Source organism: Candidatus Competibacteraceae bacterium (genome assembly GCA_016713505.1).
In the GTDB taxonomy this organism is placed as follows: domain Bacteria; phylum Pseudomonadota; class Gammaproteobacteria; order Competibacterales; family Competibacteraceae; genus Competibacter_A.
Window position 1 is genome coordinate 3,165,296 of sequence record JADJPA010000001.1, and the last position, 21,391, is coordinate 3,186,686.

At 60.0% G+C, this 21,391-nt stretch carries 23 protein-coding genes and 1 tRNA gene; 9 read left to right on the forward strand and 15 right to left on the reverse strand.

Going from position 1 to position 21,391, the window contains the following annotated elements; all coding sequences use genetic code 11:
• Window positions 1-28: 28 nt before the first annotated feature.
• From IPK09_14425 to rsgA, 3 genes are read right to left on the reverse strand one after another with little or no spacing between them, the layout of a single operon-like run.
• Complete coding sequence (locus IPK09_14425) at window positions 29-1,054, reverse strand: sulfate ABC transporter substrate-binding protein (protein MBK7984796.1); 1,026 nt, start codon at window positions 1,052-1,054, stop codon at window positions 29-31.
• A 52-nt stretch (window positions 1,055-1,106) separates the two neighbouring features.
• Complete coding sequence (locus IPK09_14430; protein MBK7984797.1) at window positions 1,107-1,742, reverse strand: LysE family transporter; 636 nt, start codon at window positions 1,740-1,742, stop codon at window positions 1,107-1,109.
• Window positions 1,739-2,761 (reverse strand): small ribosomal subunit biogenesis GTPase RsgA, encoded by a 1,023-nt coding sequence (gene rsgA / locus IPK09_14435; protein MBK7984798.1) that lies wholly within the window; start codon window positions 2,759-2,761, stop codon window positions 1,739-1,741. The genes IPK09_14430 and rsgA overlap by 4 nt, the downstream gene beginning before the upstream one ends.
• Window positions 2,762-2,875: 114 nt before the next feature.
• Here rsgA and orn point away from each other — a divergent pair, with 114 nt between their 5' ends.
• Both orn and IPK09_14445 read left to right on the forward strand, forming a co-directional pair.
• Window positions 2,876-3,430, forward strand: coding sequence for an oligoribonuclease (gene orn / locus IPK09_14440; protein ID MBK7984799.1), 555 nt, complete (start codon window positions 2,876-2,878; stop codon window positions 3,428-3,430).
• Window positions 3,431-3,667: 237 nt separating this feature from the next.
• On the forward strand, window positions 3,668-4,387 hold the full coding sequence (locus tag IPK09_14445; protein MBK7984800.1) for a DUF502 domain-containing protein: 720 nt from the start codon (window positions 3,668-3,670) through the stop codon (window positions 4,385-4,387).
• Window positions 4,388-4,422: 35 nt separating this feature from the next.
• Here IPK09_14445 and IPK09_14450 read toward each other — a convergent pair whose 3' ends face one another.
• The 4 genes from IPK09_14450 to IPK09_14465 form a co-directional block, all read right to left on the reverse strand.
• Entirely contained in the window at window positions 4,423-6,057 is a 1,635-nt protein-coding gene (locus IPK09_14450; protein MBK7984801.1) for an electron transfer flavoprotein-ubiquinone oxidoreductase, read from the reverse strand.
• A 230-nt stretch (window positions 6,058-6,287) separates the two neighbouring features.
• Entirely contained in the window at window positions 6,288-6,995 is a 708-nt protein-coding gene (locus IPK09_14455; protein MBK7984802.1) for a glutamine amidotransferase, read from the reverse strand.
• A gap of 69 nt (window positions 6,996-7,064) precedes the next feature.
• Complete coding sequence (locus IPK09_14460) at window positions 7,065-7,622, reverse strand: restriction endonuclease (GenBank protein ID MBK7984803.1); 558 nt, start codon at window positions 7,620-7,622, stop codon at window positions 7,065-7,067.
• Window positions 7,622-7,858 (reverse strand): helix-turn-helix transcriptional regulator, encoded by a 237-nt coding sequence (locus IPK09_14465; GenBank protein ID MBK7984804.1) that lies wholly within the window; start codon window positions 7,856-7,858, stop codon window positions 7,622-7,624. The genes IPK09_14460 and IPK09_14465 overlap by 1 nt, the downstream gene beginning before the upstream one ends.
• A 56-nt stretch (window positions 7,859-7,914) precedes the next feature.
• On the opposite strand from IPK09_14465, the gene IPK09_14470 reads away from it, so the two are divergent.
• Window positions 7,915-8,910, forward strand: a complete 996-nt coding sequence (locus IPK09_14470) for a site-specific DNA-methyltransferase (GenBank protein MBK7984805.1) — start codon at window positions 7,915-7,917, stop codon at window positions 8,908-8,910.
• 187 nt (window positions 8,911-9,097) lie between these two features.
• Here IPK09_14470 and IPK09_14475 read toward each other — a convergent pair.
• The 5 genes from IPK09_14475 to IPK09_14495 form a co-directional block, all read right to left on the reverse strand.
• Window positions 9,098-9,185, reverse strand: a tRNA-Ser gene (locus IPK09_14475).
• Window positions 9,186-9,266: 81 nt separating this feature from the next.
• A complete protein-coding gene (rnk, locus tag IPK09_14480) occupies window positions 9,267-9,680 on the reverse strand; it encodes a nucleoside diphosphate kinase regulator (protein ID MBK7984806.1) in 414 nt (137 codons plus the stop codon).
• Between the two features lie 28 nt (window positions 9,681-9,708).
• Entirely contained in the window at window positions 9,709-11,784 is a 2,076-nt protein-coding gene (mdoH, locus tag IPK09_14485; GenBank protein MBK7984807.1) for a glucans biosynthesis glucosyltransferase MdoH, read from the reverse strand.
• Window positions 11,785-11,809: 25 nt separating this feature from the next.
• On the reverse strand, window positions 11,810-12,316 hold the full coding sequence (locus IPK09_14490; GenBank protein MBK7984808.1) for a hypothetical protein: 507 nt from the start codon (window positions 12,314-12,316) through the stop codon (window positions 11,810-11,812).
• Window positions 12,298-13,863: a glucan biosynthesis protein gene (locus IPK09_14495; GenBank protein MBK7984809.1), complete on the reverse strand. Its 1,566-nt coding sequence runs from the start codon at window positions 13,861-13,863 to the stop codon at window positions 12,298-12,300. The genes IPK09_14490 and IPK09_14495 overlap by 19 nt, the downstream gene beginning before the upstream one ends.
• 231 nt (window positions 13,864-14,094) lie before the next feature.
• On the opposite strand from IPK09_14495, the gene IPK09_14500 reads away from it, so the two are divergent.
• Window positions 14,095-14,880, forward strand: coding sequence for a hypothetical protein (locus IPK09_14500; protein ID MBK7984810.1), 786 nt, complete (start codon window positions 14,095-14,097; stop codon window positions 14,878-14,880).
• Window positions 14,881-14,929: 49 nt separating this feature from the next.
• Here the strand turns inward: IPK09_14500 and nadA are convergent, their stop codons facing one another.
• Window positions 14,930-16,012: a quinolinate synthase NadA gene (gene nadA, locus IPK09_14505; protein MBK7984811.1), complete on the reverse strand. Its 1,083-nt coding sequence runs from the start codon at window positions 16,010-16,012 to the stop codon at window positions 14,930-14,932.
• A 30-nt stretch (window positions 16,013-16,042) separates the two neighbouring features.
• Entirely contained in the window at window positions 16,043-16,687 is a 645-nt protein-coding gene (locus IPK09_14510) for an NUDIX domain-containing protein (protein MBK7984812.1), read from the reverse strand.
• 180 nt (window positions 16,688-16,867) lie between these two features.
• Here IPK09_14510 and IPK09_14515 point away from each other — a divergent pair, with 180 nt between their 5' ends.
• A complete protein-coding gene (locus tag IPK09_14515) occupies window positions 16,868-17,536 on the forward strand; it encodes an alpha/beta hydrolase (GenBank protein MBK7984813.1) in 669 nt (222 codons plus the stop codon).
• A gap of 105 nt (window positions 17,537-17,641) precedes the next feature.
• On the opposite strand, the gene IPK09_14520 is transcribed toward IPK09_14515, so the two are convergent.
• Window positions 17,642-18,355 carry a LuxR family transcriptional regulator gene (locus tag IPK09_14520; GenBank protein ID MBK7984814.1) on the reverse strand — a complete coding sequence of 238 codons (714 nt, stop codon included), beginning with the start codon at window positions 18,353-18,355 and terminating at the stop codon, window positions 17,642-17,644.
• A gap of 151 nt (window positions 18,356-18,506) precedes the next feature.
• On the opposite strand from IPK09_14520, the gene IPK09_14525 reads away from it, so the two are divergent.
• The 4 genes from IPK09_14525 to IPK09_14540 all read left to right on the forward strand — a co-directional run bounded on the left by IPK09_14525 (window position 18,507) and on the right by IPK09_14540 (window position 21,338).
• A complete protein-coding gene (locus IPK09_14525) occupies window positions 18,507-18,935 on the forward strand; it encodes a DUF4902 domain-containing protein (protein MBK7984815.1) in 429 nt (142 codons plus the stop codon).
• 83 nt (window positions 18,936-19,018) lie between these two features.
• Window positions 19,019-19,579, forward strand: coding sequence for a GNAT family N-acetyltransferase (locus tag IPK09_14530; protein MBK7984816.1), 561 nt, complete (start codon window positions 19,019-19,021; stop codon window positions 19,577-19,579).
• Window positions 19,580-19,769: 190 nt separating this feature from the next.
• Complete coding sequence (locus IPK09_14535) at window positions 19,770-20,045, forward strand: acyl carrier protein (protein MBK7984817.1); 276 nt, start codon at window positions 19,770-19,772, stop codon at window positions 20,043-20,045.
• Window positions 20,046-20,066: 21 nt separating this feature from the next.
• A complete protein-coding gene (locus tag IPK09_14540) occupies window positions 20,067-21,338 on the forward strand; it encodes an aminomethyl transferase family protein (GenBank protein ID MBK7984818.1) in 1,272 nt (423 codons plus the stop codon).
• The last annotated feature ends 53 nt before the right edge of the window (window positions 21,339-21,391 follow it).

Sequence of the window (21,391 nt, forward strand, 5' to 3'; positions counted from 1 at the left end):
CCCATGCTGGCGCTGGAGCGCATGACCGTCAGCGCTCCGGCTGGTAAATCTGATCGAAGGTGCCGCCGTCCTTGAAGTGCGCGGCTTGCGCCTTGGCCCAACCACCGAATACTTCATCGACTGTCAACAGTTTCAGCGCTGGAAACTGCGCCCGATAACGTTCGGCCACAGCCTGATCTCGCGGACGGTAATAATGCTTGGCCGCCAGTTCCTGGGCTTCCGCGCTGTACAGGTATTCGAGATAGGCTTGCGCGGTCGCGCGGACCTGATGCTTGTCGGCAACCTTGTCGATCAGCGCCACCGGCGGTTCCGCCAGAATGCTGGTCGAGGGCAGTACGATCTCGAAATCTCCTTTGTGCATCTCCTTGACAGCAAGAAACGCTTCATTTTCCCAAGTCAGCAATACGTCGCCGATCTCGCGTTCGACAAAGGTGGTGGTGGAACCGCGCGCCCCGGAATCCAGGACCGGTACGTTCCGATAGAGCTTGGCCACGAAGTCGCGGGCCTTGGCCTCGTCGCCGCCGGGCTGGTGCAGGGCGTGGCTCCAGGCCGCCAGATAATTCCAGCGCGCGCCGCCCGAGGTCTTGGGGTTGGGCGTGACCACGCTGACTCCCGGCTTGACCAGATCGTCCCAGTCCTTGATGCCTTTGGGATTGCCCTTGCGCACCAGAAATACGATGGTCGAGGTGTAAGGCGCGCTGTTGTGCGGCAACCGCTTTTGCCAGTCGGCCGGCAGCAGTTTCCCCTTGGCGCTGATTTCATCAATGTCGTAGGCCAAGGCCAGCGTCACGATATCCGCTTCCAGGCCATCGATCACCGAGCGGGCTTGCTTGCCGGAGCCGCCGTGCGATTGTCGGACCGTGACCGACTCGCCGGTCTTGGCCTGCCAGAATTTGTTGAAGGCCGCATTGAAGTCAGTGTAGAACTCGCGGGTGGGATCGTAGGACACGTTCAATAGAATAACGGCCTTGTCGGCGGTACGAGCGCCGGAACCGAAACCGAGACCTAGTACCAGCAGCAACACGAGGGGCCAGAACAAACGGCGTACTAACATAAACAACTCCAAAGTTAAGGAACGTGGGAAATTTGCAAAAGACAGAATGGATTCAAAGTGATGGTGGCATCGCCACCGCATTGTTCAAAAACCGCCAGCCCTCGCCCAGAAAAAACAGCGCATAACCCAGCAGCAGAAAGCCCATGCCTCGCATCAAGACGATATAGCCGCCGCTGCGCAGCAACACCTGCTGGGTGCGGCCCAGCGCCAGCGCCAGCACGATCTTGGAGCCGACCAGCATCAGGTAGAACGCGCCGACGAACGCGACGGCGGACGGCCAGCCCTCTCGCCACGCCGCCAGCACGGTCGGCGCGCCCACGGCCAGCCAGAACAGATAAGGGCTGGGATTGAGGAGATTGGCGATTGCGCCGCGCCGCCACGCGCCGGCCGAGTCATCCGACCCTAGCTCCGCGCCCCGAAACCGCAAACCCCGCCAGCCCAGCCAAGCGAGATACAGCCCGCCGCTGAGCGTGATCAGCGCCAGCGGCAGATTCTGGTCAGCCAGCGGTCGCAGCAACAGCACCGCCGCCGTGATGATCGGAAGGTCCGTCACCAAAGGGGCCAGCGCCACCCAAATCCCGGCGCGAACGCCGTGGCGCAAGGTTTCACTGGCGACCAGAGCCAACAGTGGACCCGGTGAAAGTCCACCGCTCAACCCCAACAAAATGCCGGACAGCAGAAAGGTCACGGAGCGTGTCGTCCCGGTTTGGTCGCCGCTGCCAGTTCGGCCCGCAATTGCCGGTAGCTGTCCAGCCGGCGAGGGGCGATAACTCCCTTGGAGACCGCCTCCCGCAGCGCGCAATTCGGTTCAACATCATGTTGGCAGTCAGCAAACCGGCAGCGGTTAACATAGGGGGCCAGCTCCGGAAAGCCGCGTTCCAGATCGTTCGGACTGATCTCGCCCAATTCGAAGCTGCGCACGCCGGGGGTGTCGATCAGATCGCCACCATCCGGCAGGTGATAGAGGGTGCTGGCGCTGGTGGTATGAGCGCCGTGGCCGGTCGCCGCCGACACCGCCTGAATGCGGATGTCGCGATCCGGCAACAGCGCTTTGATCAACGAGGATTTACCGACCCCGGATTGGCCCACCAGCAGGCTAACGCGCCCGCGCAGCCCGTCGCGCAACCCGGCTAGCCCTTGCGCGCTGTAGCTGCTGGCTTGCAACAGCGGATAACCGATCCGGCGGTAAGGTTCCATCCGTGCGAGCAGCGCGGCCAGCGTCGGCGGATCGAGCAGATCAACCTTGTTCAGCACCAATAAGCCTTGCGCCCCGGCGGCGGCGATGGCGACCAGATAACGGTCGATCAGATATTCGCTCGGTTCCGGCGCCGGCGCTAGCACCACCGCCACCGTGTCGAGATTGGCGGCGAGCGGGCGCGGTTGACTGTTGTAATCGAGACGGGTCAGCAGCGAGCGGCGCTCGCCGATCGCCACCACCACGCCGTCGCCCACGCTGGATAATTGCCAGACCACCCGGTCGCCGCAGGCCAGCCGGCCCAGATTTTGGCGCGCCGCGCAGCGGTGCAACTGACCGTCGTTGTCCTCGATGATCAGAGTGTGGCCGTGATGGGTCAGCACCAAACCGACCTGCTCTGGACCGAGCCCCCCTTCATCGAGCCGTTGCAATTTTTTGCCGGCCAATTCCCGGCGGCGTTCCTGCGAGCGGTCGATACGCTGTTGCTGGCGGCGGGTCAGACGACGGCTCATGCGACAGCCGCACGCGCGGGCGCGGAAATCAGGTTAAACTCGCGCTCACCCGATAGGCTCGTCCGGCGCTGGCAAGCCGATTGTTCCACCCGGCCCGTACCGTTAAAAGAACTCATGTCTCCCGATAATCTGATCTGGATCGATTTGGAAATGACCGGTTTGAACACGCAAACCGACCGTATCATCGAAATTGCCACCATCGTTACCGACAGCCAGCTCGCCATTCTAGCCGAGGGCCCGATGTTGGCCATCCATCAAAGCGATGCGATGCTGGCGGCGATGGATGACTGGAATCAGAAGCAACACGGCGAATCCGGCTTGATCGAGCGCGTCCGCGCCAGCACCACGGATGAAGGAGAGGCCGAACGGCTGACCTTGGAATTTCTGAGCCGGCACGTACCGAAGGGAAAATCGCCGATGTGCGGCAACAGCATCTGCCAGGACCGACGGTTTCTGGCCCGCTGTATGCCGGAATTGGAAGCCTATTTCCACTATCGCAACCTAGACGTGAGCACCCTTAAGGAATTGGCGCGGCGCTGGTACCCGGAGCAGGGCAAGGGGTTCAACAAAAGCTCAACCCATTTGGCGTTACAGGACATTCGGGATTCGATTGAGGAGTTGCGCTTTTATCGCCAGCGTTTGTTCGTGGCGCCGCTCGCCGCCGGTTGACGGCGCGTTCAGACCGCGACCGGCAAGGCGGGATCGTTGCCCCAGCCCGACCAGGAACCCGGATAGCCGCGCACGCGCGGGCAGCCCAAGTAGCATAGCACGCAATAGGTGTGCGCCGAGCCCGCACTTTTCTGGACCGTCGGCCCCAGAACGGTCTTGGCGGGTGGGCGGCCTTGCGCTTCACTGGAACGGTCGCCATAAATCAGCTACTGTGTGGGTCCCTTGAGGTTTCGAGCAATGCCGTCCAGCAAACTGCCTCACAAGCTATCCCCACACGCGCAACGGTATCTGCTCACCGGGATTTTGACCATCGTCCCGATCTGGATCACCTGGTTGGTGTTCGAGATTGTCCTGCGTCAGTTGACCCGAGCCGGCAAACCCGGCGTTTGGGCGCTGTCCCGCGCGATCCGCGACGACTTGCCGATTTTGTCGGATTTGTTGCTTCAAGTCTGGTTTCAAAATCTGCTGGCGGCGTTGATTACCTTGCTCGGATTGTACCTGCTGGGTTGGGCGGCGACCAAGGTGATCGGCCGGCGGGTGATCGCCAGCTTCGATACCTTGATCGGCCGGGTGCCGGGCGTTCAAGCGGTTTACGGCGCGGTTCGCAAGCTGATTCAATCCTTTCAGCAGGAAACCTCCCAAACGTCCCAACGGGTGGTCTTGATCGAATTTCCGGGGCCGGGCATGAAGACCTTGGGTTTTATCACCCGCGTCCTGCGCGACCAAACCACGGGTCAGGAGCTGGCGGTGATCTACGTGCCGACCGCGCCCAACCCGACTTCCGGTTATCTGGAAATCGTGCCGTTGGCCGCCGTGACGGTGATCGATTGGACCATGGATCAAGCGATGACCTTCGTCCTGTCCGGCGGGGCGGTGTCTCCTGATTTGCTCGACTTCAGCGGCGGGGCGCGCCGCGAGGGGGTCCAGTCGAGCGCGGTGGAAGCCAAGGAAGCCTAGAGGCCGCGAGCGCCTTGCCGGCGCTCGCGGGCGCTTCACATGTTGGGGTAATTCGGCCCGCCGCCGCCTTGCGGCGTCACCCAGTTGATGTTCTGAGTGGGGTCCTTGATGTCGCAGGTCTTGCAGTGGACGCAGTTCTGGGCGTTGATCTGCAAGCGTGGGTTGTTGCCGTCGCCGTCGCGAACGATTTCGTAGACGCCGGCCGGGCAGTAGCGCTGTTCGGGCGCGTCGTACAGCGCCAGATTGACCTGGATCGGCACGCTGGCGTCCTTCAGCGTCAGATGGCAGGGTTGGTCTTCCTCGTGGTTGGTGTTGGAGATGAACACCGAGGACAGCCGGTCGAAGCTGATCACCCCATCCGGTTTCGGATAGTCGATCTTGTAGCACTCGCTGGCTTTCTTCAGCTTGGTGTGGTCGGGCTTGTGATGGAAGGTCCACGGCGCCCTACCCCGGAACAGGTAGGTGTCGAGCGCCGAATAGGCGATCGCCGCCCACAGCCCCCAACTGAACGAGGGCTTGATGTTGCGGACGTCATAGAGTTCTTTCCACAGCCAGCTTTGGCGCAGTTTATCGGGATAGTCCGTCACTTCATCCGCGCCGCGTCCGGTCTTGACCGCCGCGAACACCGCTTCCGCCGCCACCATTCCCGACTTCATGGCGGTATGCGTGCCCTTGATCTTGGGCATGTTGAGGAAGCCGGCGGTGTCGCCGATCAGCACGCCGCCGGGAAACGTCAGTTTGGGAAGCGACTGGATGCCGCCGGCCGAAATAGCGCGCGCGCCGTAGGCGATCCGCCGGCCGCCCTCGAAGGTCGGGCGGATGTCGGGATGGGTCTTGAAGCGCTGAAATTCCTCGAACGGCGATAAATGAGGATTGGCGTACCCCAGGCCGAGCACGAAGCCGACCGCTACCTGGTTGTTTTCCATGTGATAGAGGAAGGAGCCGCCGTAGGTGCTGGGGTCGAGCGGCCAGCCGACAGTGTGGACGATCTTGCCCGGCGCGTGTTTGGCGGGATCGACTTCCCACAGTTCCTTGATGCCGATGCCGTAGGTCTGCGGATCTACGCCCTCGCGCAAGTTGAAACGCTCGAACAGGGTCTTGGTCAGCGAACCTCGGCAGCCTTCGGCGAACAGGGTGTAACGGGCGCGCAGCTCCATGCCGGGCGCGAACTGGTCGGTCGGCTGGCCTTCGCGGTTGAGGCCCATGTCGCCGGTGGCGACGCCGACCACCGCGCCCTCATCGTTGTACAGCACTTCGGCGGCGGCGAAACCGGGGTAGATTTCCACGCCCAACGCTTCGGCCTGCGTCGCCAGCCAGCGGCACAGATTGCCCAGGCTGATGATGTAGTTGCCGTGGTTGTTCATCTGCGGCGGGGTCGGCAGCCGGTAGGAGATTTCGCGGGTCAGCAGCAGGAAGCGATCTTCCGTGGCGGGGGTATTCAGTGGTGCGCCCCGCTTCTTCCAATCCGGGATCAGTTCGTTCAAGGCGCGCGGTTCGATCACCGCGCCGGACAGGATGTGCGCCCCGACTTCGGAGCCTTTTTCGATGAGGCAGACGCTGACCTCCCGCTCGTTTTCCGCCGCCAGTTGTTTGATGCGGATGGCCGCCGACAGGCCCGATGGGCCAGCGCCGACGATCACCACATCATATTCCATCGTTTCGCGTTCCATCGGGCTCTCCTTCGGTTTTTATAGGGTTGAAGAGACCAGAAGCGCTCGATTGCCAGGGAGCGTTTCCGAAGGATTGGAATTTTAAGCGCGATCGCCGCGAACAGCCAGCGAAACACGCGGCTGATCGGAGCGTAATTTATTCATTAAAGACAATTTTTGGAGAAACAAATTTTTGCCGCAATTGGGTTGGGACAGCGTCAATACGGATGATCGATCATGATGGAAGGCCGTCAAGAAAGCCCCACTTGCTCCAACCAAGCGGACCAGCAACGCCGGCCTCGTTCTTGGGCGGCGGCGGCGTGGCGGACGGTTTCGGCGCGCAGCAGCGGCACGCTCAAACCCTCCGTCCCGGCGATTTCCCCGGCATGGCCGATAAACCAGCGCTCCAGACCCCACGCGCTGGTCTCGATGTGGAATTGCAAAGCCAGCGCGCGCTGGCCCCAGGTAAACGCTTGATGCGGGTAGAGATCGCTGGAGGCGAGTAGCGTCACGCCGTCGGGTAACTCGAAGGTGTCGCCGTGCCAGTGCAGCACCGGGGTTCGATCGGCGAACGCGGCGAGCGGGTGCGTGAGGCCGGCGTCTGTCAAGCGCAGCGGCGTCCAGCCGATTTCCTTGCGGCCTCCCGGATAAACCCGGCCGCCCAACGCCCGCGCCATCATCTGACAGCCGAGGCAGATGCCGAGCGTCGGTCGGTCGGCCTTCAATCGCGTCTCCAACAGGCGCAATTCGTCGCGGATGAACGGATAGGCTTCGTCTTCATAGACGCCGATCGGCCCGCCCAGCACCACCAGCAATTCGTCGGCCAGCGGGTCCAGCGCGGCGAGGTCGTCGTACCCGGCTTCCACATAGCGAATCGCGAAGCCGCGCTCCAGCAGCACTGGAGCGAAGGCGTCGAGATCCTCAAACGCGACGTGACGGAGCGCGACGACGGATTTCATGGTGGGGCGCGGAAGGGGCTGGGCTGATTGAAATGGAAACCTGCTGTTCGGATCGCCAGAAGCCTTGTTCTACACCTTGTCAGGCTCAAAGCCGCCAGCATCCGTCGGAGTTCTAGGCTTGCGCTTGATGGAAAGGTCTGGCGGCGTGCCATGGATCATCTGTCCGTGGGCCATCACGTATTTGATCGGAATTTTCGGGTTATTAATGTCCTTTCTGCCGTCCGCATGCCACTTCTGCTCCCACTTGTCGAAGTAGAACTCAAGGTTAGCGGGTTCGAGCAGATAGACCGTTTGAAGCACAATATGCCGATAGACTGCAAACACCCAAGGTACCTTCCGATATTTAGCAATGATGACGGGGTTCATGTGGTGATGAGTCGAAAATCCGTGGGTCAGCTCGATGTTGACCGATTTCAGTTCATATTCACGCCCGGAGCCATCCACTGCATCGTTGCCTTCGCGGCCCGGAATGATTTTCAAGCCTAGCATCAGTAGAACCTGCAACAACTTGCCGCCATTGTCCTGAAATATGTCATCAATCCCGTGCTTGGTGGCAAGAGCCTGATATTCCTGTACGGCGGGCCAGATTTCGAGTAGGCGCTGGTAGTCGTCGTGCGGCGTCAGCATCACTTCTTCGGTTCCTCAAGTAGTAATGCAGGAGAGACTCCGAGCGCCAATGCCAATCGTTCGATGTTGTCGATGGAAATATTCCGCTCACCACGCTCCACCGATCCGACATAGGTTCGATGTAGGCCTGCTGCATCGGCCAATGCCTCTTGAGAAAGGCCGAGCCCTTCTCGCGCCTTCCTCAGATTCAGCGCGAAACGCTTTCTTGTGGTTGAGGAATTTAACTTCCTGTTCATTCGCGCGATAATGCGCAGATGATGACAATGAATCTACAGACTTTGAGTAGCACTACATGCTGATGAAATCTAAAATTGTCCCGGCCTACTACACCTCTAAAGGAGTCGCTTTCATTGGCGACTCGCGCGAGTTGCTAGAGGAGTTAGCGGACGAGAGCGTGAACCTTGTGGTCACCAGCCCGCCGTTCGCTCTGCAACGCCAGAAGGAATACAGGAACCTTGACCAGCACGCTTACATCGATTGGTTCTTGGAGTTCGGGCGCATCGTCCATCGAAAACTCCGCGATGACGGCAGCTTTGTCGTTGACTTTGGCGGGGCCTACATGAAGGGTGTCCCGGCGCGAAGTCTTTACAATTTCCGTGTCCTGATCCGTATGGTTGACGATTTAGGCTTTTTTCTAGCGGAGGATTTCTATTGGTTCAATCCGTCGAGGTTGCCGAGTCCGATTGAGTGGGTCAACAAGCGCAAGCTGCGCGTGAAAGATTCCGTCAACACCGTGTGGTGGTTCAGCAAGACTGAGTGGCCAAAGTCAGACATCACGAAAGTCCTCGCCCCCTATAGCGTCAGGATGAAGAAACTGATTGAGAATCCAGATAAGTTCTACACGCCCAAGGTCCGTCCGTCCGGGCACGACATTGGCAAGGGGTTCGCCAAAGATAACGGCGGGGCGATCCCCCCGAACCTGCTACAGATTTCCAATTCCGAATCCAACGGCCAGTACCTGTCAGGCTGCAAGGCCGTGGGTATCAAGAGCCATCCCGCTCGCTTCCCCGCGAAGCTGCCTGAGTTCTTCATTCGGATGCTCACGGAGCCAGACGACCTCGTGGTGGACATATTCGGGGGTTCGAACACTACTGGGCAGGTGGCAGAGGCAGAAGGGCGGCGCTGGATGGCCTTCGAAGCATTACCTGAGTACGTAGCGGCGTCCTCGTTCCGCTTTCTCAACAAGGGCATTAAACCGGAGCAAATGCAGGCTCTTTACAAGAAGATCGTGGCGGGAGAGTCAGTAAGCATTGAAGAGTTCCGCAAACAGACCGAACTCGTGTTGTGAGCGGATGATCGAAGCCGGAAAGAAGAAAACTATCTCAAGGGCGGCTTTTTCTTCTCAAGTCGTCTTACCGCCGCGTGGCACCTTTTCTAGCACTTTTTTCTAGCACTTTTCGGTGGGCGAGTGGTTAGGCGGACGTGATCTTCGAACCATTTTGTAATCTCAGTAAATACAGCAGATACAGCAAAAGTGGCGGAGAGGGTGGGATTCGAACCCACGGACCCTCGCGGGTCAACGGTTTTCAAGACCGTCGCAATCGACCGCTCTGCCACCTCTCCAATACGCACCATTCTAACGATCCCCCACCGGTGATGCCAGTTTCCCCGCAAGGGTTCGCGGGCTGGAGCGCTTGCGTCTTATCAAGCGCGCTGTTTTCGGGTCGCTTCCGGCTGGTAGGTCACCGCCAGCACTCGCAAGGTCATGGTTCGGCCCCCAGGCAGCGGCCATTCGATAGACTGACCGACCGACAAACCCAGCAGGGCGCTGCCGACTGGCGCCAAGATCGAGACTGTGCCATGGGTCATGTGGCTGTCGTCGGGATAAACCAGGGTCAGTTCAAATTCCCGGCCGCTGGCTTCTTCCACGAAGCGCGCCGTCGAATTCATGGTGATGACATCCGGTGGAATGGCGTCGGGTTCTACGACCTCGGCCCGATCCAATTCGTGGCGCAGCGCATCGAGTCCGGGCGCGTGTTCGGGCGATACCGTATCCAGCAGTCCTTCCAACCGTTCTAAATCCTGACTGGAGACGATGATCTGAGGCTCGGCGGTCATTGTGGTCATTTCCAATGGAGGAGGTCCTTCAAGGCAAGGCTCCGGCGTTGGCGGGGGGCCGGCTCCAAAACAGCACATGCAGCCGCAACAGGGTTTCCGGCTCGGCGATCAAGTCGCGCTTTTGCACCGCGCTCAGACTGTCCGGCCCTTCTTCCTCCAACTGATGGATCAGCCCTTCCAGATAGTGCCGACGCCGCTTGCCCGGTGGTTCCCGGACCGGCAGCAAGGAAAGATGCAGGGCGTTGACGTAGGGATCGGTCAGCGCCTGAACGAAGCGGCTGTGCGGCCTGTCCCGCAGCGCCGCCAGCGCCGGATCGTCGTCTTGCAGGTTTTCCGCCAGATAGAGCAACACCGCGGGCGGGGCCGTTTCTTCCGGGGTCAGAAATAACCCCATTTCACGCGCTCGTTGGCCTAGGGCGATGCTGCTGGACAGCATCGAGACCGGAACGGACAAAACCAGCCCCAACAACACCGGCGTCAACCACCAGAAGAATGCTGGAACATATTGATAGCTCAGCAGACCGACGACGAGACCGATCAAGGTATGCCCGCCGTGGGCCAGCGCGGCTTCCTTGAAGCTGGTCATGTGGTCGCCGCGCTGCTGCGGCGGCCAACCGACCGCACGCCGCATCAAAATCGCCAGCACGAACTTGGTTTGAAACAACATCAGCACCGGCGCGGTCAGCACCGAAAACACGGTTTCCAGCACCACGCTGGCCGCGGCGCCGATCATGCCGCCATACGCCTCGCTCAGCTTGCGGTCTTTCAACAGCAGCAGTAAGGCCAGCAGCTTGGGCAGGAACAGCATGGTGAGCGTCACCAGCAGCACGGTGGTCATCTCCACCGCAAACGAGACCGGCCACACCGGCATCCAGTTTTCGCCGAAGAAATACACCATTTCGTGCTGGGTCTGGAGGAAGGCCTGGACGCCGGTGGCGATCAAAAACAACAGCCAGAGCGGCGAGGCAGCGTAAGACATCACCCCCATCAGAAAGTGCATCCGGCTGAGGCCGTTGAAACCATGGGACAGCGCCAGCCGCAGATGCTGGAGGTTGCCCTGACACCAGCGCCGGTCACGTTTGGCGTAATCGATCAGGGTGGGCGGGATTTCCTCGTAGCTGCCTTCCAAGTCGTAGGCCAGCCACACTTCCCAGCCCGCCCGGCGCAGCAGCGCCGCTTCCACGAAGTCGTGACTGAGGATCTCGCCGCCGAACGGCTCACGCCCCGGCAATTTCGGGAGCCCGCAATGATCGAGAAACGGCTGAATGCGAATGATGGCGTTATGGCCCCAGTAATTCCCTTCGCCCAACTGCCAAAAGTTCAGGCCGGCCGTGAACATCCGCCCGTAGATGCTGCCGGCGAATTGCAGGATGCGCGCGAACAAGGATTCGCGGTTGACCGGCACCGGTGGGGTCTGAATCAGCGCCGCCCTCGGATGGCATTCCATCAACCGCACCATTTCCACCAGGGTTTCGCCCTTAATGATGCTGTCGGCGTCGAGCACGATCATGTAGCGGTAGCGGCCGCCCCAGCGCGTGCAGAAATCTTCCAGATTGCCGGTCTTGCGGCTGGTGTTCTCCGGGCGGTTCCGGTAGAAAATCCGCCCCTTGCCGTCGAGTTCGCGCACCATGTCTTGCCAGCGCAGTTCCTCTTCCACCCAGACATCGGGATCGCGGGTGTCGCTGAGGATGAAGATGTCGAACCGGTCGAGCTGCCCGGTATCCGCCAGCGAGCGATGCACGGCGCGCAGGCCGGCGAAGACCCGTTGCGAGTCTTCGTTGTAAATCGGCATCAGGAGGGCGGTGCGCGGCGGCGCGGCCGGGTCCGGCGGCGTGCCTGGCTGGCGGGAAATCGCCCAGTGGTCGCGCCCGGTCAGCATCACCCAAAAGCCCAGCAGCGCGCTCCAAAACGAAATGCAAATCCAAGCGAACAGGATGGCGTACAGCAGCAGCAAGATCAGTTCGATCGGGCTGAGGCCGTCGGTGTGGAACACGCTGACCAACAAACCCATCGCGAGCAGCGTCGTAATGGCGACCAGCACGAAAAATACCGTCCGGCGCAAGGCGTGCCCGATGGCCGGGGGAGTTTGAACGGAAGGGGTCATGATACTTCCCGATGAAAGGACGCCATCAAGCGTCCGGCGTTTTTTGCCACAGGCGGCGGATTTCGCTGAGCACTGAAAAGAGCTCGATCGGTTGGGTCGGCATGGTGCCGGGCGCGGGCGGGGGTGTGGGTTCGGCCATGGCCTCACCCAGGGTCTCCCTCAGCGTGTCTCCTTCGCCGGGTGGGGCGAACAGCAGCTTGGGCCAATCCGGCGCGAGGCCGCTCAATAGCGCGGCGCGCGCCGCGGCCAAGGCTTGCGGCGTCCGAGGCAAGCTCAGTGTCTGGGCCAGCCAGTCGCCCAACAGCTCGCCGGTGGCCAGCAGCGTGCGCCCCAGCGGATCGAGTCCGGCCGGTTCCGTGAGCTCATTGGCGCGTCGCAACGCCTGTTCGCTCAAGGCGGCCACTTGCGCGGGATCGGTCACGCCCAGCATTCGCCAGTAAGCGCCGAGCCGGCCGAACAGCAATTCGGTGGCGGGCGCGGTGGCGGGCGGGCCCAGATACGGATGCGCCGCGCTTACTTTGCCACGGTCCACTGGTAGCTCCAGGTTTCCGTCAGCACGTCGTTGCCGAGTTTGAGAAAGCCCCGTAGTTCCGAAGGATCGGTACCCTGCGGCGATAATTCGAACGATAAGCGCCAGCTGTTGCCGTGCGGGTTTTTCTGGACCACGACGTTCTTGATCTGGCCGGTCGAACCGCTGACCACCGCCTGCACGGGCGCATCGTTGGCCAGCTTGGCCAGCGCTTCGCCCCCGAAATCGATCACGAAGCGCCGCAGGTCGGGATTGAGGTCGCCCGCGCCGCCCGCGCCGACCCGGCTGGCCAGCGTCCGACCGCCCGGTGACAGATTCGGCAAATCGAGAGAGAACGACAACCGATAGTTGAACTCCAGTTGCTGGCCCGCTTCGACGGGTTTTTCGGGAACCCAAAACGCGGCGATGTTATCGTAGCGCTCGGCGTCGCTGGGAATCTCGATCAATTCCACCGAACCCTTGCCCCAATCACCTTGCGGCTCGACCCATAGGCTGGGTCGGGTCTGGTAGTGAGCTTCGAGATCCTGGTAATTGTCGAAAGCACGATCCCGTTGCAGCAGGCCGAAGCCGCGCGGGTTGGTGTCCTGATAGGCGCTGATCCGCAGCCGCGGCGGGTTGTTGAGCGGGCGCCAAATCCATTCGCCGTTGCCGCTGGCCAGCAGTAGGCCGTCGGAATCATGCACCTGCGGGCGGAAGTCGTCGAAGAAGCGTTCGTTGAGCGCGCCGTGGAAAAACATGCTGGTCAACGGCGCCACGCCGAATTTCTGGATTTTGTTGCGCGCGAACAGGCTGGCTTTGACATCGATTTGGGTGGCGACGCCCGGCCGGATAGCGAAGCGGTAGGCTCCGGCGACGCTCTGGCTGTCCAGCAGGGCATAGACGATCAGCTCGGTCGAATCCTTGGTGGGTTTTTCCAGCCAGAACTCACGAAAATAGGGAAATTCCTCGGGTTTGGGCAGGCCGGTATCGAGAGCCAGGCCGCGGGTCGACAAGCCGTAATTTTGGCCTTGGCCGACCGCGCGAAAGTAGCTGGCGCCCAGAAAGACCGCGACTTCATCGTAATGGCTGTCGGTGTGCAGCGGATACAACACCTTGAAGCCGGCGAATCCCAAGTCTTTGGGCAGGTTATCCGGCACGGCGTTGCGACCGTAGTCGAATAGGTCGTTGGCGTATTCCGCCGGTTTGCTCTCGCCATCGCTGACCACGTTGATGGTGACTTGGCGGTTGAACAAAAATCCTAGCGGCGCAAATTGGATTTCAAAGGGCAGCCCGCTATCGCGCCACAGGCTTTTTTCGCCCTTGAAGCGGATATCCCGGTACTGGTCATAATCCAGTTTGGCCAGAAAATCCGGCAGCTTGCCGGTGGGGTCCTGATAGGGCTGATTGGCCAGCACTTCGGCGCGGCGGCGGATATCGACGAAATTGAAGCGTTTGGGCGGGGGTGTCGTGGCCGGAGTGGCTTCGGGAACGTTGGGCGCGCCAACGCTTGCCACCGGAGCGTAGCAAGCGCCCGCCAGCAAGAACAAACTCAGCAGAATTCGAAGTTTCACGGCGTTACGGCTCCGTCGGTGAGGTATCCGTGCAGTTTTGGAGACTAGCGTCAAACACAGTATTGTATTGCTGTTCGGGTGTTCCGACCATCTCGGTGCGCGGGATCGGGTGAAAGCCAGAGGGTATCAGGCGCTGCCAAAACCCACCGCCCCATCGGGATCGGCCGAACTACAGGGGGTTTTACCAGCCGCTGACCGCGCCTAATCATAGCCGAGCCTTTCCGCCAACTTATGACTTTTTCTCAAGAATTTCACTACATCGCGCTGCTGTTACTCGGCGTTCTGGCGACCTATGCCACAGTGGGCTTGATTTTCTGGCTCATCAATTCGCCGCGCACCCGTCTTGCTTTTCGAGCGCTGACCAACGTTTCACCGCAATTGGTCGCGATCATCGGCCTGTTGTTCGGGTTGTACATGGCTTTTTTCGCCAATGATATCTGGAATATTCGCGATCGGGCGCAGACCATGATCTTGCAAGAAGCCGATGGCCTGCACGGTCTGCTCGATATCGCTCAAGGGCTGCCAGCGGACGTCGGCGCGCCGCTCGCCGCCGCCGTGCGCGGCTACGCCGGCGCGACGGTGCGGGAATGGCCGTTGCTGGCGCGGGGAGAAAGCAGCCCGCAGGCGGGTGATTTGTTGCGTCAAATGAGCCGTCTTGCGTTGGCTGAAGCGCTGGCCGGTCGCTTGAGCGCCGGACCTCAGTATGCGCTGGCGCAGAATCTGGAGAAGGCGCGCTCGGCGCGCTACCACCGGCTGGCCTTGAGCCAGCGGCGCGGCGATCCGTTGAAGTGGTTTGCGGTAGCCTGTCTGGGAACGCTGACCTTGCTGTCGGTGGGACTGGTCCATCTGGAGAACTGGCGCTCGCAACTGGCGGCGATGCTCATTTACGCCTCCGCCATTTCGGTTGGTTTCACCGCCGCGTATCTGGAGCGCAGCCCCTTTCAGGTGTTCGTGGTCAGCGCCCGGCCCATCGCCGAGCTGATCGATCGGGCGCCGTTGTCTGGCGATGCTCAATGATTTCGAAGTGGAGCCGCCGCTGGGGGTTGAGCGGCGGCGGTCCCGGCGTTCAGGCGTCGTTGTTGCCCAGCACGACGCGCTTGCGCTGCTTGGCGAATTCCAGCAAGCGGCGGATCGGCAAGGCCGCTCGCTCGCGGATCGCTTCGTCGATGTGGATTTCGTTCGCGCCGGTTTCCAGAACGCGGGCCAGATTGCGCAAGCCATTCATCGCCATCCACGGGCAATGCGCGCAACTGACGCAGGTGGCGCCCTTGCCGGCGACCGGCGCTTCTAGAAACACTTTGCCCGGCGCGATCTGTTGCATCTTGTGAAACAGGCCGTTGTCGGTGGCGACGATGAACTTCTTGGCCGGCAGCTTCCGCGCGGCCTCGACCAAGGCGGTGGTCGAACCCACCACATCCGCCTGGGCGATCACGTCCAGCGGCGATTCCGGGTGGACCAGCACCTTAGCGTCGGGATGTTCGGCGCGCAGCTGGCGCAACCCGTCGGCCTTGAAGGCTTCGTGCACCACGCAGGCGGCCCCCCACAACAGCATGTCCGCGCCGGTTTCCTGCTGGATGTAAGCGCCCAGATGGCGGTCTGGCGCCCAGATCAATTTTTCGCCACTTTCGGCCAGATGGCGGATCAGCTCCAGCGCGATGCCCGAGGTCACCACCCAGTCGGAACGGGCCTTCACCGCCGCGCTGGTGTTGGCGTAGACCACCACCGTCCGGTCGGGATGCCGGGCGCAGAACGCGGCGAATTCGTCGGCCGGACAGCCCAGATCCAGCGAGCATTCGGCCTGTAAATCCGGCATTAACACCCGCTTTTCGGGATTGAGGATCTTGGCGGTTTCACCCATGAACCGCACGCCGGCCACGATCAGGGTCTGCGACGCGCACTCGGTGCCGAAGCGGGCCATGTCCAGCGAATCCGAAACGTAACCGCCGGTGGCGTCGGCCAGTTCCTGCAATTCCGGCGAGGTGTAGTAATGAGCGACCAAGGTAGCGTCTTGCTCGATGAGCAGGCGCTTGATCTTGGCGACCAGCTTTTCGCGTTCGGGAGCTTCCAGCGTTTCGACCACGGTGGGCGGCACTTGCCCGGGCGACAAGCGACGGTCCTTCACGACAATCGGGGCAACGACAGCATTCATAGGTGTTCTCCGGCGACCGAGACGGTCGCGTCACTTGATGAAGTCAACTTGACCGGGGCGCTTGGCTCGGTACAACCGAGCCGGGCGATGGCCGCCGCTGCGCGCCATTTCCCCGGTCGCCTCAATGCAGTCCAGCGCCAGAACCCGCTTGCGAAAATTACGCTTGTCCAAAGGCTCGCCCAAAATGGTTTCGTTGACCGCCTGCAACTCGCTCAGCGTGAACCGCTCCGGCATCAGTTGCAGGGCGATGGTCGAATACGCCAGCTTGGAGGCCAGCCGCCGGTGGGCCAACCTGACAATATCGGCGTGATCCGACCGCAAATCCGTTAGCGCCTCCGCGGAAATCCAGGCCGTTGCGGCGCCGGATGCCACGGAGTCGGCCGCTAGGGCGCCGGTGGGAACCAGGGCGTAATAGGCCACCGCGACCGCCAGCGTTCCAACTCCCCGCGCCGGTCGACCGAAGGTGTAAAGCTGCTCCAGATAGACCTCATCCAAGCCGGTTTGCTCGATCAGCTGCCGGCGGGCGGCCGTATCCAGATGTTCGCCGACCCCGAGGGAGCCGCCGGGCAATCGCCAACCTCCCGGCTGTCGCACCACCAGCACCTCCAACCGCTCGGCGCGGATGGCGAAGGGCACAACATCAGTACTCAGAGTTAGCGAGACAGGGCCGGCCATCACTCGGTTCCGACATGGTGTAAAAATTACACCTTATGTTAGTGTCTTATTGACACTATTGCAAGTACTTGACCGATAATTTTCAAAATGATGAAGGCGAAAAAACCAGGATCGGGCATATTTCGTTAGAATGGTCGGGCACGATAAAACACCATAAAAAATGCCCTGGAGAAACTGACGATGAGCACGCGACAGGAAACGGTGGTATTAGTCCACGGCTTGTACGTTCACGGGCTGTGGATGTGCCTGCTGGAGTCGTGGCTGGAGCAGTCAGGCTATCAGACGGTGAACTATTCCTATCCGACCATGACCCGGTCGCCGGCGGAAAACGCCACTACCTTGCAAGGGCTGCTCGAACAGGTGGACACGCCGGTTGTCCATTTTCTGGCGCACAGCATGGGAGGTTTGGTGGTGCGCTATTTATTTCATGACTATCCAAAGCAGAAGCCGGGCCGGGTGGTGACGCTGGGCACGCCGCACCAGGGCAGCTATGCCGCGCGGATCATGCACGATCTCGGGCTCGATTTCTGCGTGGGCCGAGGTCTGGAAGGCGGCTTGTTAGGTGACGCGCCGACCTGGACCGCGCCAAATCAACTGGGCTCCATCGCCGGCACCTTGAACATCGGTTTCGGGCTGCTGTTTCCCGCCATGCCGGAGCCGTCCGATGGGCTGATCGCGGTGGTCGAAACCCAACTATCCGGCATGGCCGATCACATTTGTCTACCGGTTTCCCACATGCAAATGCTGGTGGACCCGACCGCAATGGCGCAGGCCAGCGCGTTTTTCGCCACCGGACGGTTCCGCCATTACAGGCCGGTCTCGTCCGCGGGCGGGCAAAAACACCATTAAAAGCGCCAAAAGCACCGCTTGGGAGGGTGCGTTGGAAGGTTGCTCCATGGTGGTCCTACAGGGATAAAACCGCCTGGCTGTTGGGTTAGAGCGCCCGGTCGTCCCTCAAGACAGCATTCCAAGCATGACCGCCCGAGCGACGGCGGCGGTTTTGTTGGAAACCTTCAGTTTGGTGATCGCATTGCCGATATGAAAATGGACCGTGCGCTCCGTAATTTTCAAAATCAGGGCAATTTCAGCGGCGGTTTTACCCTCGGCGGTCCAGCACAGCACGGCCAATTCCCGCTTGGATAAGCGGGCTTGGCTTTCCGGTAGCAGTTTGGCCATCAACCGCTGCGATATGCCCAGATGCGCCACTTGACTGAGCCAAGCCAACTGGAGGCCCTTGTCTCGCAGTTCGGCATCGGAAAGCGGCTCGTTGGAGCGGGCCAGCGTCAGCATACCGCCGACGCCGTTGGCGTCGCGGCTGGACTGAGCCCAGCCGAAGCGCAGGCCGAAGGAACGAGCGTCTTCCCAAAATTCCCGCGCCGGGACGAACAAGTCATCAGACCAAATCACCGGTAACACCGAACGCATCCCGTGTTGTACGGTCGGGTCGATGGCCAAATAGTTTTGTTGCCGGTAGCGTTCCTGCCAGGCCGCCGGATAATTGTTGAACATGACGATCCGGGATTGGGAGCAGGGGAACGGCAGGCGCAGCCCGTAGGCGCAGAAATCGAAGCCGAGCTCGCGCGCCAGTCCGACGAGCGTTTGGAAATACTCCTGCTCTTGCGCTATACCGAGCAACGTCTGTAATTGATCTTCCTGCCAGACTCTCACGGTGATCTGCCTGAGAAACGCGTTGCGGAGCCAGGGTGGGTCGCTCCCGCCCTGGTTCGCTCGAATCGAACCTGACCTGTCAGACTTGACACTTTCGCGGGTCAGGACTGTCGGGTAAGGTAGCTCTGCGCGAATTTGCGAAAGACCGACCTTGTCCGATCAGACCGATACCAAGGCGTGCCCGCCCGCATCCCGACCTACCCCGTCCGAAGATGGGTATGTACGGCTGACCTTGCAAAACCTGCTGGCCACTCCGTTGGTGCATTTGTGGTCCGGCCTGGATCAAGAAGCTCCTGGTTCGTTGCCAGAAGGGGCGGGTGTCACCACGATCTCCGGCTATACCGAATGGATCAGCACCACCGAGCCTACCCTCACCCTCGGTTGGGATTGGCGGCTGGAGGTGGCGAGCGCGGCGCCGCTTTACATCCGATCCAGCGCTCCACGCAGTAACATCATGCTCGTCGATGAGCGGCAGCGCGACCTGGGTCCGCGCGAAACCGCCGCCCTGCTGGAAGCCGCTATTAATAGCTTAACATGGAAGCAAGCAATCTATAACCATATAAATACTCGATTTGTGTGACAACCTGTCACATATGACAGTTACGCCCTATTAATAACGCTGCTAATTTAAATCCCGATGCCCAAGTGTCGTTTGGAAGCGATATGCAAATCGTATCGGGTATTTCTACAGAATTTTCGGGAGACTTGACTGCGAAGGTGGCTCGATACCGCTATGCGGTTTTCGTCGAGCGACTGGGATGGAATCTCCGAACGCGGGATGGGGCGGAGCTGGATCAGTTCGATCGTCCTGATACTGTCTATTTGGTCGCGCAAGGCGACGACGGTCGTATCTTGGGCTGCGCCAGGCTGCTTCCCACCGTTCGCCCTTACCTTTTGGGGGAAGTGTTCTCCGAACTGCTAAACGGCTTGCCCGCGCCGTGCTCCCCCGAAGTATGGGAGCTGTCTCGGTTCGCGGCGGTGGACTTCGACGGCCGGTCCGCCGCGACGGCAGGCATCGGATCGTCGGCGGTAGCGATCGGCCTGCTCGGGGAGGCGATCCGTTATGCCGCCACTCAGGGCGCCAAACGCTTGATCACCATTTCTCCCCTTGGCGTCGAAAGGTTGCTGCATCGAGCGGGCTTTCATGCACATCGCGCCGGACCGCCGACGATCATCGACGGGCTGCCGTTCTTCGCTTGTTGGATTGAAACACTCTCAAGTTAAGCGGGTATTCGCGGGCGTTGGCGGAGCTTTTGGCCGCTAAGCCATCGCGACTCAGTAGGGCGGGCGCACGCAATTTTAAAAGAGAGCTCATTTTAAATCGGCTTAAAATTACCAATGCCTTTTGAGAGCGTTGGACCGTTATAGGTTCTATTGATTTAGCGACTCTAAAACTAATTGGCTGGAAATCGCTATGAATCAATATCTGCGGGATAAAATCGAGCAACGCAAGAAGATTTTAATAACCATCAAAGAGGAATTGATCGATCGGCTTCAATTACAATACAGTATAGACGAAATCGATGATGATACTTTTCTGTTTGGGAGCGGTTTGTCACTGGATTCAATCAGCGCCGCAGATATTATTGTTGGGTTGCAATTTCGATTTGGAATCACCTTGCCGGAAGAAAAAATTTTCTCGATGAGGACCATCAACACCTTGGCCGATTTTGTACAAGCTAGAAGCTAGACCGAGCAAAGCAGGTCCGAAATGATGAATAAGCTCAGTAAGATCGCGGCATTTTATGATAATAATGAAACCATCGGCTGGCGGGATGGCATCTTGATCGCCAACGTGCATGATAGCTTGGAAAAGGACTATCAGAAAATACGTAAAGGGATTGCCTTGGCGGATTATACTTATCTGGGCCATTTTAGAGTCCAAGGATCGGATGCTTTGCAGTTGATCGATAAGCTCTGTTTTTCCAATCTGCGGGATCTTCCCAGCGGTTGCCTGAGCCCTTCTTATGTTCTTAATGAAGACGGCAGTGTGTTTTGTGAGGTGCTAATCGCTAATTGCGGAGATTTTTACAGAATTTTAAGCGAAGGCGTCGAACCGGCTCACGTCCATGCGCTGTTCGACGCCGAGCTGGCCGCGGCTGATTGGCAGGCTTCGATCGTTGACGAAACTCGCAGCCAATCCTTTATCGGTCTCGATGGCCCTTACTCATGGGAGCTGCTCAAACGGTTGTCAGGGCCGGGGATCATTGGGATACGCCATCTGGAGCTCGCTTCTGGCAACCAACTGGATGGCATTTTGTTCACGTTATACCGTACTGATAAGACGGGTGAGTACGGCTATCTGCTACAAGTCGATATCGAGTACGTGGTCGATCTGTGGCGACAGCTTTTAGAAGTCGGCCGAGCTTTTGAGATACAGCCCGCCGGCTACGCCGCTCTCGATTTATGCAAGCTGGAAAACCGCTTCACCAACATCCATCGTGAAGCACGGTGGGCGACGCATGTTCTGGAACTCAATACCCGGATCGCGGCGAGCCGCAAAAAGGAAGACTATATCGGTCGGGCAGCCGTCGAGAAAACGCTTCATGAAGGCATCCGGCGGCGTCTGATTGGGCTAGTCTTGGAAGAAGACGCGGGCAATGAGGCGCCCATCGAGTGCGGGGAGCACCTCTATGCCGATGGCGTCAAAATTGGAGAGGTTGTCAACCGCGCTTTCTCTTTTACTTTGAATCGCTGGATTGCATTGGCTTTTCTGGAGGTCGATTACGCTTATGTCGGGTTAAATTACCGCCTTGGCGGCCAGCGTGGCGGTTATGCGGTGAAGACCGTTTCGGCTCCATTCATTTTCAATGAAAGCCTGCGCATTCGTCCCCGGCAAGACAGCTACTTTGATAAAACGGATCGCGCGAGGGCCGAATACGACGCCGGTCGCATTGTCCCGCTCCGCTCCGCCAATTCCCGTCATAACCGCTTTCCAAACGTGCTGGCGGATCGGCGCGCCTACCGGCGGACGGTTGCCTGAGCTCGGAGCGGCCGCGATGGAGCCGGCTTCCAGCACGCCTGCGCTGGGTTTGG